Source organism: Clostridiales bacterium (assembly GCA_015243575.1).
GTDB classification, from domain to species: domain Bacteria; phylum Bacillota; class Clostridia; order Peptostreptococcales; family Anaerovoracaceae; genus Anoxybacterium; species Anoxybacterium hadale.
The window spans coordinates 2,502,337-2,515,129 of the sequence record CP042469.1 but is presented as its reverse complement, the minus strand read 5'-3'; the positions used below and the strand labels follow the sequence as shown (position 1 = coordinate 2,515,129).

13 protein-coding genes, 1 other RNA gene and 2 pseudogenes are annotated in these 12,793 nt (G+C 45.1%); 13 read left to right on the top strand and 3 right to left on the bottom strand.

The window, feature by feature from the left end; translation table 11 throughout:
- The first annotated feature begins 29 nt into the window (after positions 1-29).
- The 5 genes and pseudogenes from ilvB to FRZ06_11065 all read left to right on the top strand — a co-directional run bounded on the left by ilvB (position 30) and on the right by FRZ06_11065 (position 4,685).
- Positions 30-1,641 (top strand): annotated as a pseudogene (gene ilvB / locus FRZ06_11085) (biosynthetic-type acetolactate synthase large subunit).
- 59 nt (positions 1,642-1,700) lie between these two features.
- Entirely contained in the window at positions 1,701-2,171 is a 471-nt protein-coding gene (gene ilvN / locus FRZ06_11080) for an acetolactate synthase small subunit (protein ID QOX63839.1), read from the top strand.
- 5 nt (positions 2,172-2,176) lie between these two features.
- Positions 2,177-2,662: an acetolactate synthase small subunit gene (gene ilvN / locus FRZ06_11075; protein QOX63838.1), complete on the top strand. Its 486-nt coding sequence runs from the start codon at positions 2,177-2,179 to the stop codon at positions 2,660-2,662.
- Positions 2,663-2,783: 121 nt separating this feature from the next.
- Positions 2,784-3,626 (top strand): histidinol-phosphatase, encoded by an 843-nt coding sequence (locus tag FRZ06_11070; GenBank protein ID QOX63837.1) that lies wholly within the window; start codon positions 2,784-2,786, stop codon positions 3,624-3,626.
- 90 nt (positions 3,627-3,716) lie between these two features.
- Positions 3,717-4,685, top strand: coding sequence for a DMT family transporter (locus tag FRZ06_11065; GenBank protein ID QOX63836.1), 969 nt, complete (start codon positions 3,717-3,719; stop codon positions 4,683-4,685).
- A 49-nt stretch (positions 4,686-4,734) separates the two neighbouring features.
- On the opposite strand, the gene fba is transcribed toward FRZ06_11065, so the two are convergent.
- Both fba and FRZ06_11055 read right to left on the bottom strand, forming a co-directional pair.
- Positions 4,735-5,664 carry a class II fructose-1,6-bisphosphate aldolase gene (gene fba / locus FRZ06_11060; protein ID QOX63835.1) on the bottom strand — a complete coding sequence of 310 codons (930 nt, stop codon included), beginning with the start codon at positions 5,662-5,664 and terminating at the stop codon, positions 4,735-4,737.
- 116 nt (positions 5,665-5,780) lie between these two features.
- Positions 5,781-6,251: a hypothetical protein gene (locus FRZ06_11055; protein QOX63834.1), complete on the bottom strand. Its 471-nt coding sequence runs from the start codon at positions 6,249-6,251 to the stop codon at positions 5,781-5,783.
- A gap of 216 nt (positions 6,252-6,467) precedes the next feature.
- Between FRZ06_11055 and FRZ06_11050 the strand changes: the two genes are divergently transcribed.
- Positions 6,468-6,758: a hypothetical protein gene (locus tag FRZ06_11050; GenBank protein ID QOX63833.1), complete on the top strand. Its 291-nt coding sequence runs from the start codon at positions 6,468-6,470 to the stop codon at positions 6,756-6,758.
- Positions 6,759-7,030: 272 nt separating this feature from the next.
- Here FRZ06_11050 and FRZ06_11045 read toward each other — a convergent pair whose 3' ends face one another.
- On the bottom strand, positions 7,031-7,615 hold the full coding sequence (locus FRZ06_11045) for an endolytic transglycosylase MltG (protein QOX63832.1): 585 nt from the start codon (positions 7,613-7,615) through the stop codon (positions 7,031-7,033).
- Positions 7,616-7,892: 277 nt separating this feature from the next.
- Here FRZ06_11045 and FRZ06_11040 point away from each other — a divergent pair, with 277 nt between their 5' ends.
- The 7 genes and pseudogenes from FRZ06_11040 (at position 7,893) to ssrA (ending at position 12,119) form a co-directional block, all read left to right on the top strand.
- The gene (locus tag FRZ06_11040; protein ID QOX63831.1) at positions 7,893-8,861 is read left to right on the top strand and encodes an RluA family pseudouridine synthase; all 969 of its coding nucleotides are present in this window, start codon (positions 7,893-7,895) and stop codon (positions 8,859-8,861) included.
- 17 nt (positions 8,862-8,878) lie between these two features.
- On the top strand, positions 8,879-9,130 hold the full coding sequence (locus FRZ06_11035; GenBank protein QOX63830.1) for a hypothetical protein: 252 nt from the start codon (positions 8,879-8,881) through the stop codon (positions 9,128-9,130).
- The gene (gene lepB, locus FRZ06_11030; protein ID QOX63829.1) at positions 9,051-9,419 is read left to right on the top strand and encodes a signal peptidase I; all 369 of its coding nucleotides are present in this window, start codon (positions 9,051-9,053) and stop codon (positions 9,417-9,419) included. Before FRZ06_11035 ends, lepB (FRZ06_11030) begins: the two co-directional genes overlap by 80 nt.
- Positions 9,420-9,478: 59 nt before the next feature.
- A pseudogene (lepB, locus tag FRZ06_11025) lies at positions 9,479-10,011 on the top strand (signal peptidase I).
- Positions 10,012-10,171: 160 nt separating this feature from the next.
- On the top strand, positions 10,172-10,705 hold the full coding sequence (gene lepB / locus FRZ06_11020; protein QOX63828.1) for a signal peptidase I: 534 nt from the start codon (positions 10,172-10,174) through the stop codon (positions 10,703-10,705).
- Between the two features lie 60 nt (positions 10,706-10,765).
- Positions 10,766-11,233, top strand: coding sequence for an SsrA-binding protein SmpB (gene smpB, locus FRZ06_11015; GenBank protein ID QOX63827.1), 468 nt, complete (start codon positions 10,766-10,768; stop codon positions 11,231-11,233).
- A gap of 517 nt (positions 11,234-11,750) precedes the next feature.
- Positions 11,751-12,119: a transfer-messenger RNA gene (gene ssrA / locus FRZ06_11010) on the top strand.
- The last annotated feature ends 674 nt before the right edge of the window (positions 12,120-12,793 follow it).

Here is a 12,793-nt window from a genome sequence, read left to right as displayed (position 1 = left end):
GCCTCGACAAAGATATAGGAGGCATAAACATGATAACAGGAGCAGAAGCCATTGTAAGATGTTTGGAAAATGAAGGGTAGAGTTCATTTGGATACCCCGGGCAACGGTTTGCCCGCTGTACGATAAACTGACAAAATCATCGATTAAGCATATTTTAGTACGACATGAACAGCATGCAGGACACGAAGCCAGTGGTTATGCTCGCATTAAAAAGAAACCGGGAGTCTGTATGACTACCTCGGGTCCCGGCGCAACCAATCTGATCACTGCGCTGGCAACTGCCTATATGGACAGTGTACCTCTAATCGCATTCACCGGTCAGGTTTCCAGTGAGCTTCTGGGAAGAGATGTTTTCAGGAAGCAGATATCACCGGTGCAGCTGAGCCCTTTACCAAGTACAGCTATCTGGTAAAAAATGCTGCAGACCTTCCACGTATCATCAAGGAGGCGTTTCACATCGCGTCTACAGGAAGACCGGGGCCGGTACTCATTGATATCCCGGTCAATGTTCAGACGGATAAGCTTGATTTTTATCAGCCCGGATCAGTGGAACTGAGAGGCTATAAGCCTACGATTAAGGGCCATGCAGGGCAGATTAAACGAGTGCTCAGAGCCATAAACAATGCGCAGAAGCCTGTAATCTGCGTTGGCGGAGGAATCTTTGCCGCTGAGGGCCAAAAGGAACTGATGCAATTTAGCGAAAGCATTAATATTCCTGTTGTATCAACCATGATGGGTATTGGAGCCATACCCACGGCTCATCCGCTCTATATGGGTATGCTGGGGATGCACGGAAAATCCATCGCGAACCGTGCCATCAGCGATTCGGATCTGTTGATTATCATCGGCGCAAGAGTTTCCGATCGGGCTGTCCTGCTGCCGGCAAACGTCAGCAAGAATACGAAAATCGTGCATATTGATATCGATCCGGCGGAAATCGGAAAGAATCTTGATACCTTTATCCCTGTCGTTGGGGATGCAAAAGAAATTCTTAAGCAGGTTATGGAGGAAGAACCGGAGAGAAAGTCCGATGAATGGACCGGTCTTCTGAAGGCCGCCAGAGAAAAACTGACCTTGGATTATGAGCCGAGAAAAGAGGGTATCAATCCAAAGGCGTTTGTAAATCTCTTATCTAAAACCTTGCCGGATGATCATATTTACTGCGCAGACGTAGGCCAGAACCAGATTTGGTCCGCAGGAAACTGCGAGGTAAGGTCCGGACGTTTTTTGACCTCTGGAGGTATGGGAACCATGGGTTACTCCATCCCTGCAGCCATTGGAGCAAAGCTCGCTGCACCGGATAAGGCCGTAGTCGCTGTATGCGGAGACGGTTCCTTCCAGATGCAGATGATGGAGCTTGCTACGATCTGCCAGAACAACGTGGATGTCAAGATTGTTGTAATGAAGAATAATAAATTGGGACTGGTTAAGGAAATTCAGAAAAAGGCCTATAAGAATAATGAAAGCGGAGTAGATCTTACCGGGAGTCCTAACATTGTGGCACTTGCCGCGGCTTATGGAATCCCAGGGCGAAGCATCGACAGCATGGATGAGGCGGATGAAGCAATCAGCCAGATGCTGAGCAATAAAGGGGTATTCCTGCTTGAATGTGTTGTAGATGCAAATGAGTCGTCGATGTAACTGTGCAGCAGGCAAAGCACAGATAACGTCGCCGTCTGACAAGGTTTGGAGGGTAAATTATGAAGCACGTGTTATCCGCACTGGTAAACAATACCCCGGGTGTGACCAGCAGAGTATCAAGCCTGTTCCGGAGAAGAGGCTACAACATTGATTCCTTTATCGGCAGCTCTACGGAGGATGAGCGGTTTTCCAGACTGACCATCGTCGTGCGGGGAGACGATATCGTGATTGCCCAGGTAATCAGTCAGCTGCAAAAGCTCGAGGATATTATATCCATTGAAGATATTCAGCAGGAAAGCATGATCAGCAAGGTACTCTTGTTTATGAAGGTGAAGGCGGATGTAGACGACCGAGTCGGCATTATTGTGGTTGCAAACGCGTGCAATGCCAGAGTGATAGAAATGAGTAAGGATTACTTGATTCTTGAAGCACTGGATTCGGAAGACAGAATTACCGAGATGATAGAAATTTTCAAGCCGTACGGTATTATTGAGTTGGTGAAAACCGGCGTAGTCGCAATGAAGAGGTAACGATTATGAAGCACACAATATCAGTATTAGTAGAAAATAAGGCGGGGGTCCTGGCTAGAATCTCAGGTCTCTTTGCCAGAAGAGGCTTTAACATCGACAGCTTGGCGGTGGGAACTACGGAAGATAAAAACATCTCCCGAATCACCCTACTGGTTGACGGGGATGATTATATCGCAGAGCAGGTTACCAAGCAGCTGAACAAGCAGATCGACGTCATCAAGGTCAGAAAGCTGGATCAGGAAGAAATCACCAGAAGAGAGCTGGTCTTGGTCAAAGTGAAAATGTCAGCAGATCAACGGGGTGAAATCATTGACATCGTAAAAATTATGCAGGGTGAAATCGTAGATATTTCCCATACCACGCTGACTGTCGAAATGAGCGATAAGCCTGAGAAGATAGACCTTCTTATCGATCTACTGACACCATATAACATCGTCGAGGTTGCGAGAACCGGAACCATTGCACTGCAAAAGGGCGCAGCCATCGTTTAATCAAAAGAGGCCTGATGGTCAGGCATCTGAGAATCTGTTAATTCGTAATTGAAGATTTATCGCTGACTCAGATATTTCTCTGGGTCAGTCTTTTTTTGTTGGAACCGGAGGTTTACTAAAAATGTTAGAATTTCATACTCATACTTACCGATGTAAGCACGCACAGGGAGATATTCCCGATTTAGCCCGTCAGGCTGAGCAGAGCGGTTATACCGTCCTTGGCATCTCGGATCATACTCCGCTGCCGAAGGATCAGGATATAGAGATCAGAATGAGTCTCAATGAGGTGGATAATTATATACAGGCATTTCATACTGCTCAGGAAGCTCACCCCAGCCTGAAGATGCTCCTGGGATTGGAAACTGAGTATTTTAAAGAATTTGAGGGATTTTATAAAGAAGAACTGTTTGGCAAATGGGGAATGGATTATCTGATTCAGGCTCAGCATCTATTCCATTGTGACGGCAGCTTGGTCTATTTCTGGAAGGAAAAGCCAGGCGCTGACAAGAAGGTGCTCAAAGCCTATGCGGAAGCGGTGGTTGCAGGCATCGAGTCTCAAATTTTCAGCCTTCTTGCCCATCCTGATCTTTTTGGTGTCTTTTATGCTCCCTGGGATGAAGAAACGGCAGCCTGCTCCCGCTATATGATAGAAGCGGCACAGGCTTATAACATGCCTCTGGAAATTAACGGAAATGGTTTTCGTAAAGGAATTACGGATATTTGCGGCATCAAGCGGTTTCAATATCCACTCGATCCCTTTTGGGAGATCGCATCCGGGTATGATGTGAAGGTGCTCGTCAATTCAGATGCCCATCATCCCTCAGAACTTAAGCCCTCGGTGGAGGGTCTGGCTCTGGCAGAGAAATATCAGTTAAAATTTGCTGAGCTGTCAGACATCCGTCTCAAGGAGAAAAAGAAAGCGGTAAAAGAAGGTGCCATCAGTGGAGCTGAATCTCAACAATAACCCATATCTCCTTCGAAACGTCGAATGAAATATGTTGAAAACCCTCAAATTTTGGAATAAAATGAAGTCATATTACTGAGGCAGGAAGAAATGGGGCGTCATATGAATTCTTTGGATTCCAGGGTAAAGGGTTTTCTCTTCGTTATGATCACTTGTATCGCATATGGCCTGATGCCAGCGTTGACGCAATTGTCCTATCAATCAGAATTGAGCGTAAGCACAATGCTGGTCGGGAGAATCGGATTTGGGGCAGTACTCATCTGGATGACGATTTTCCTCAGACGTCTTCCCTATAAGGTGGAGCGAAAGCATCTTGTCTTTATGCTGTTCACTGGCTGTGCGTCTGTCGTGCAGATGATTTCTATGAGTGAGAGTTATCGTTACCTTCCGGGAGCTATTACCTCTCTTCTAATGTTTTTATATGTCAGCATTGTCGTTATCATTGAAGTTCTAGTAGGCAGAGAGCGGTTTGACAGAACTAGAAGTCTATGTCTGGTATGCTCATTTGGTGGGCTTTTCCTCGTGATCTGGACACCTGGTGAGGGAATCGAACTGAACTGGACAGGGGTGATTCTTGCTCTGGCGGCTGCATTTTTCTACGGTTTGTATGCCATTGGGCTGGGTGAGAAGCGTACAAGAGCGCTTGATTCGGAAGTCGTGATTGGATATATGCTGCTTCCGCCACTTTTCTTTAGTCTGGTTCGCTGTCTGGTCGCAGGTGAGCCAGTTCTTCCTCAGACATTGAGGCAGGCCTGGTACATTGTTTTGCTTGCATTTCTTTGTGTCTTTGTCGCAGCGATTTCCTTTTGTAAGGGAGTAAAATATATTGGATCAAGCAATGCAGCTATCTTTAATACCGTTGAACCAGTCATTGCATATTTTGCAGGAATCCTTCTCATGAATGATAAGGTGTCATCGGGCGCAGTTCTGGGAGGAGCCCTCATTTTAGGTTCGGTGATTTATCTCAATCTGGAAAAAAGAATGACTTCTTCTCAGAAGAGGTCTGCTATTCTTCAAAAATCAGTTCCTTATAACGCAAAAACAGAGCCTCTGGAGTGAGCTCTGTTTTTGTTTTATCTTTATGATAGAACTTGGTTGTCTTTATAAACTATCTTGTGTTGCTTGCGCCAAGAACGTTTTTAATCTTATGCTGAACCATCTTCTGGATTGCATCTCTTGCAGGTCCGAGGTATTTTCTTGGGTCGAATTCTGCAGGATTTTCCATAAAGATTTTTCTGATTTCAGCAGTCATAGCCAATCTAAGGTCTGTATCGATGTTAACCTTACAGATACCATATTTTGCAGCTGTTCTGATCATATCTTCCGGTACACCCTGTGCTCCGGGGATATTTCCGCCGTACTGGTTGCAAAGAGCAACGAATTCAGGCAGGACCGTGGATGCTCCGTGAAGAACAAGAGGAGTGTTGGGGATCAGGCTGCTGATCTTCTGCAGTCTTTCAAAATCAAGGAAAGGATCGCCCTTGAATTTATAAGCGCCATGGCTTGTACCGATGGAGATAGCCAGTGAATCAACGCCTGTTCTTTCTACGAATTCAGCTGCTTCATCAGGATCTGTGAAGGTAGCGGAACGAGCGTCAACCTTGATATCATCTTCAATACCGGCAAGTTTACCAAGCTCAGCTTCTACAACAACGCCTTTTGCGTGTGCGTATTCAACTACCTGCTTGGTCAAAGCGATGTTATCCTCAAAGGAATGCTTAGAACCGTCGATCATAACGGATGTAAAACCGTCATCAACACACTTCTTACAGATTTCGAAGTCTTCACCGTGGTCAAGATGAAGTGCAATGTCAAGACCGGAGTCCTCAATCGCAGCTTCTACCAGCTTTACAAGGTAAGTAGGTTTTGCGTATTTTCTTGCACCAGCAGATACCTGAAGAATCAGGGGTGCGTTTTCAATCGTTGCGGCATCAACGATACCCTGGATAATTTCCATGTTGTTTACATTGAAGGCTCCAACAGCGTGGTCGCTTTTTAAAGCCTTTGCAAACATGTCTTTTGTTGTTACAAATGCCATAATAAATTCCCTCCTATTTTTATTCGATGTTAGTTATATATGAATTACAATATCAACTACAGGTATTATACCCTAAATTGGAAGGATTGCATATATGTTTTTTATATTTTTGGTAACTATTTATCATTTTCATTAGAAAGCATGGATAGAATTGGTCCCATGTTGGTCATAATTCCTTGCATGTCACCAATTCTCTTGACTCCGGAGAGTGTGTTTGAGAGTTTGTCGATCTGTTTTGTAGACTTGTTGCTGTAGAGCATCCCGCGAACTGCTTCGAGAGATTCCTGAATCCGATCTATGGAATTATCACGGTTCATCGGTACTCCGCGCATCTGATTCAGATGATTGACTTTCTCCAGGGTTTGAGTCATATTATGGAGCCGATCGAGTAGAAGTTCCATGCGGAAGGTATCAAAGTAACCGGGATCTTTCAGAGCCGGAATACCCAGCCTGGCAGATGAAATGCCCCGATTAATGGAAGGTATGCCCAACTTACCGATTCCAGAGGACGGAAAAAGTCCCCCAAGGCCTTTTCCCGAGCCCTGAGTGAGCAAATATATGATGATTCCAATTAAAGCAGGGTTCATATGTATCGTACCTCCGTTTCTGCCGTTTGCAATATGCCTTCGGTCCAGAAAAGTTTTATTCACTATAATATGAAAACAAAGACCAGTTTGTGCATATATTATAACGTGGCTTCGCCCCGTTGAAACGCACAGATAAAAGAATTTTTCTACAATCGATGCCGCCGGTTTGCCTGCGGCACGATGAGACGTTAGGGCGTATCCGGAAAGGAGGTTATCATGGATATCAATGAAAAAATGATGATGGATTTGGCCGAACAGATGGGGTTTAAGAGAAATGCCCCTCCTCAGAAGGAGCGGGATAAAATGTCCAACCTGGCCGATAAGTACAAGGGAAAAAGCGATCAGGAACTGATTGATGAGATATTAAAAGTCAAGAAAACAATGAAAAAGGATAAGGCACAATTCGAAAAGCAGATGAAAACTGTGAAAGCACTGCGGGCAATGATGAACGGAGAGCAGCGGGAGAGGCTTGACAAATTGATCCACCTTCTTGAATCGGAGGATTGACCCGGCAGCAGTCGGAAGCCGTGCTGCCTTATAACTGAGGACTGGTTTCTTAATAAGATAACAGGTTCCATAATAATAGGCTGCAATCTATGAAAGATGACAGCTCCATATCCATAATAATAGGCTGCAATCTATAAAAGATGACAGGCTCCAAAATAGTAGGATGCAACCTATAAAATAAGAAGCATTTCATAAATAGGGCACATTCCATAAATAGGGCATTCCATAAAGAAAGACCGGGTGCTGGTTCAGCCCCGGTCTTATACGAATCACTATTTTGTAATTATGGAAATAACCTGTGAGGGTGTTGAATTGGAAGGAATGATAAAGGTTCCTGCCTGAAGCTTACTTTCTGCTCCCACTGCATTCACCGCATTGATGAATTCCTGCCTGCTGCTAAAGAGTCCTGCACCGACCATAATATTGGCAATCTGTTCGCCGGTAGAACCAGGCGCTATGTAAACAGAATAATTGACCACTTCTCCTGTACCGGAGTTCCCCTGGGAGCCTCCGCCTTGCTGTCCGCCGGACTGGCCTTGACTGTCATTTCCGTTCTGTCCTTGAGTTCCATTTTCGTCATCTGTCTGACTTTGGCTGCCATCAGGCTGACCGTCTGCAGTCCCGTCTGTGTTGCCAGACTGTTCCGGTGTACCGCTGCCGGGATCTGTGATGGGTGGATTATCAGCATAATTGGTCGGCGTTTCTTTCTCAGGCATCTGAATTTCCCCTGCAATCTGGGAGGGGTAGGCCAGAATGGTATCAATATTTGATGAGATAATCAGGCCGGCTACAGCAACAATAATCAGCGCCACCAATATATCGTTCATATCATAGAAAATATCTTTTAACTTTTTCATTTGTGTGTCCCCCTGTATGCTGACGTTTCGTATTCCCAGTACCCTGATAGTCAAAATCAGGCACTGAAATCAGAGAAAATGTGCTTCCCTAAACTGATTTTTAGTTTATCATAATTGATGGATAATGACAAACAATAATCCCCTGTTTTTTATTAAGTTTTGTTTACATGGGTATATTTCAGTATCCATATGTTGTATAATCTAATTTGAATTAATTTAGGAAATCAGCATCTTCGCGAAGGGAGAAAACTTCACTAGCGGATGCTGCAGGTGACAAATGATAAAAATAACCATAAGCAGCAATGAAGAAAATCAGAGGTTGGACAGGTTCCTCAAAAAATATTTCAAGAATGCTCCTTTGAGCCATATCTATAAAATGATACGAAAGAATGTCAAGGTTAACGGGAAGCGGGCTACGGAGGAAACCCTTCTTGCATTGGGTGATGAACTCAGCCTTTACATTTCAGAAGATGAGGTTGCGGCCTTACAGGAAAAGAAAGTCCTCAGCAAAGCGAAAAAGCAGTTTAAGATCGCCTATGAAGATGAGAACGTGCTGATCGTGGAAAAACCCTTCGGACTTTTGGTCCATGGGGACAAAACAGAAAAAAAGAATACCCTTGCAAATCAGGTTGCAGGCTACCTTGCGGAAAAGGGAGAATACCTGCCGGGAAGAGAGCGGACCTTTGTTCCTTCCCCAGTGAACCGCCTGGATCGGAACACTACGGGACTCGTAATTTTCGGCAAAAACAACCGGGCTCTTCAAAGTCTAAACCTAATGATCCGGGAACGGGGCTATGTCAGAAAATATTACCTAACCATTGTTCATGGAGAACTGAATAAAAGCTTGCAGTTAAAGGACAAAATGGAAAAGGACGAAAAAAGCAATACGGTTAAAGTACTGGACCTGGCAGTTGAGGGAGGAAAGGTGATGGAAACCATCGCCCGCCCCCTGAGAGCTTCGAAAGGTTATACGCTGGTGGAAGTGGAACTTGTAACGGGAAGAACCCATCAAATCCGTGCACACCTTGCAAAGGCAGGTTACCCTGTGATCGGAGATGTCAAGTACGGATCTTCTGCCAGGGATAAAAAAATTGCGAATGAGTTCAAACTTACCACACAGCTGCTTCACGCTTATCGGCTGTGCTTCGACGACGGCGCAGAAACTTTGGAATATATGAAGGGGCTGGAAGTGAAGGCAAATCTGCCTGCAAATTTTGAGTCCATCCAGGAGCGTCTCTTCGGATAACGAGATAGGAGATGATTATGGCAAATTACGAAGATAACAGACCTTTCAAGGAAAAATATAGAATTTACATCTACCCCGTGATACTTGCCTGGCTTATCACCATGTTTGTCAGACCTATTACCGCTGACGGCAGCGCCATGCTTCCAGGAATCAGTGATGGCGAGGTGATGATCGTATCAAAGCAAACTTATTCCGCTGTGCGGGGTGCACCTCGGTTTCAGCAGGTGGTTGCATTTCGGTCTGATTTTATCGACGAAGGCGAAAGGTGATAACACAGTACGCCGCGTCATCGGCTTGCCAGGTGACAAAATTGAGATTAAAAACGGCAGAGTGTATCGAAATGATGAATTGTTGGAAGAACCTTACATAACAGGAAGCACAGAAGGATCGGTAGGACCGCTGTTCCTTGGTGAAGAGGAGATTTTCGTTTTGGGTGATAACCGGGAAGAGAGCATTGACAGCAGAGATCCTCGGGTAGGTCCTTTGAATATGAGGGATCTGCGTGGTTATTGCTCCTTCACTGTTTGGCCACTCAGTGAAATCGGAAAGATAGATTGACGAAAAAAGAATATGAGGAGCGAAGTCTTCAAAAAATAAATGAACAATGGAAGTGAAATATGGATAAAATGAATATGAATGAGTTGAAAGAATGGATAAAGGACATTCTCATTGCAGTGGTTATCGCAGTGATCATCCTGCAGTTTATCAAACCAACCTTTGTCAGGGAGACGTCCATGATGCCCACCCTGCAGGAATACAATTTTCTGTTTCTGAGTAAACAGGCCTATCGTTTCGGCGAACCAAATCCGGGAGATATCATTGTTTTCCATACCAATCTGAAAACCCAGTCAGGGATGAGAAGCTTTTGATTGCGTGTCATCGGCCTGCCGGGAGATACCGTCAGGATTGAAGAAGGAAAGGTTTTATCAACGGGGAAGAACAAAAGGAACCATATACATTAGAGGCATATACATCAGGCTACATAGAGGATCTGACGGTGCCGGAAGACAGCTTGTTCGTCATGGGTGACAACCGTCAGAACAGTACGGACAGCCGTGATCCCAGCGTCGGATGCATTAAAATCTCAGACGTCTATGGAAAAGCAGTATTTCGTCTCTATCCGTTCAATGAAATCGGTCTGCTAAATTAGAGATTGCTGAATTTGGGGTGAAATCCAAACAGCTGAGAGCGAACCGTATGAGCGCTTCTGTAGGCTCTGAGCGTGTTTGAATCACAGACTTGAGGGTAAAAATAATTCGTGTCTGGATTAAAATCGTCAAGGCACTAAGGGATTAAGGGGAAAAACTTTTATGAAAAAAACAATTATAGAATTTGCAAAAACAATCATACTGGCGCTGGTGATTGCGCTTGTAATTACAACCTTTATTAAACCGACGCTGGTCAAGGGATTTTCCATGTACCCGACGATATCGCCTAATAACTATCTGATCGTAAACAAGATTCCATATCTTGCCGGCGAACCGGAACGGGGCGACATCATCGTATTCAAGGCTCATATTTACAGCGACAGCGGTGAGGAAAAGGATCTGATCAAGCGGGTCATCGGAATTGAGAATGATGTGATCGAGATTAAGGACGGTGTGGTTTACCGCAATGGAGAGGCTCTTGATGAGAGCTATATCTACGGAGGCGTAACTCCCGGTGATATGGCGCCATATACCGTGGACAAAGGCCATATCTTCGCCATGGGAGACAACCGCCCCAACAGCATGGACAGCCGTGATCCCAGCATCGGTGAAATCGCTGTATCCGATATTTTGGGCAGGGTAGACCTGAGACTGTATCCGTTCAGCGATATCGGTCTAATCAATCAGTCAAATTAAAGCACCGCCTATGAAAGTACAGCTTGGAACCATCGAATATGATTACGGACAGGTGACGAAATGAAGCAAAAAAAGATTTTAGCAAATAATAAAAAGGCCAGACATGACTACTTCATTGAAGAGGTCTACGAGGCAGGCATGGTGCTTACCGGAACCGAAATCAAGTCCATGCGGCAGGGCCGCCTCAACTTAAAGGAAAGCTACGCAAAGATCGATGGAAACGAACTCATCATCTACGGAATGCATGTCAGTCCTTACGAGCAGGGCAACCGTTACAACGTAGATCCGCTGCGGCCGAGAAAGCTGCTGCTGCACAAGCAGGAGATTCGAAAGCTCATCGGCTATACGACCCAGAAGGGCCTGACCTTAGTGCCCCTCAACGTCTTTCTCAACGAAAAAGGTCTTGCCAAGATGGAAATCGCAGTGGCACGAGGAAAGAAAAATTACGACAAGAGGGACGATCTGGCAAAACGAGAATCCGACAGAAGAATCCAGCAGGAAATGAAGCGATCTGCTCAGAATTACTAGAGCAAAAAATATGGTAAAGGAGAATCAGGTATGTATTTGATGAAATTGGACGCAGCGGCACTGGAACACCTTAGAAAAGCCACAGAGACCAAACAGGTGACGCTGGAGAACCCCGTGATTGTGAAAACAAAATATAACCAGTACCCGCTGGTCGTGGATAAAGGACAATACTCGGATTACATAACCCTTGTATGGTAACCATTAAACCGGAAGAGGTAGAAGAGGTTTATTTAATCATGGAATTCCGATCCACACACGTTCATGACATTTTGATTCATACTGAAAAATATGACATCGTTGAATTCGATCTTGAATGCTTTGATGCATTGATTCATGAAATGTAGATAATTTTCCAAAACCAGCAAAAGTTTTAGGCTGTTTTAATCCACAAATCTGTGGTATTATACTATTATACATCGGAAGTTAAACCGAAAACCTTGATGTATGACAGCACCGATTACCTTTCTCATTGGCTTTTTAAAGGGCCCAGGGTATTGTGATCGTGTCTGCATGATCTGGGGGTGTAAAGGTTTCGACGGGGGTGTAGAAGCCGGATAAGCGAGCCGTAGTTGCCTAGTCTACGTTAAAAGAGGCACGTTTAAAATAAACGCTAAAAATAACAACAATTACGCATTAGCTGCATAAGCAGCCGCCGCTAAGCGGCGCGTCGTCAGCTCCCATTCACCTGTAGGTGGGAAACCTGGCGTCAATTATACAGGAAAACTCCGTGTGAGCTCCTAGTAGCACGGGGGAACAATAGGATAGCCAATGACAGAGCCTGCTAACGGGCGCTGACAGAGGCGAAACAAAAAAACATTAGCTGCGCTCGGAGAAAGTCCTGTGGAAATGCTTTCGGACGTGAGTTCGACTCTCACCACCTTCACCACAAAAAATAAAATGAGGCCTCGTGCCTCATTTTTATTTTTTGCTTTGATTGTGTGGTGAGAGGAGAACGAACGTCCACAAGAGGGTCAAGGGAGAAAGGATTTCTCCCTTGCAGAGCCAATCGCTATTTAGGGATTTGTGTTGGAAAATAGTGATTGGCGGATTACCCCTCCGGGGGTGACAGGCATCGCAAGATGCCGCCGAGAGGGGGCAGAGCACCCTACGGAGCTTGCGTGAGCAAGCTGGACGTGTAGTTCGACTCTCACCACCTTCACCACAAAAAACAATGCGTCGTCCAAATGGACGGCGTTTTTGTTTTGTGTTCTTGTCAGGGTTGTGAGGCGAACTCGAAAGAGCATCGAGCGGACAGAAAACCATCGCGGATGGTTTTCCGCGAGATGGCCCGAGCCCTGGATTGCTCATTTTTCACAGCTTCAGCTGTAATGAAAAATGGGACAGCGTAATGAAATGGAGGTGGGCGAAGGGCGGCAGATTTGAGACTTAAGGATAGAACGGCAAATCGGTGTAACTCTCACCACATAAATCAGGAGTGAATCTGTTATTTTCATAGCTTAGAGGAGAGAACTCGCGTCCACAAGAGGGTCAAGGGAGAAAGGATTTTTCCCTTGTAAAGTCTATCGTTATTTGACGATTGGTGCTAAAAAATAGCGATTG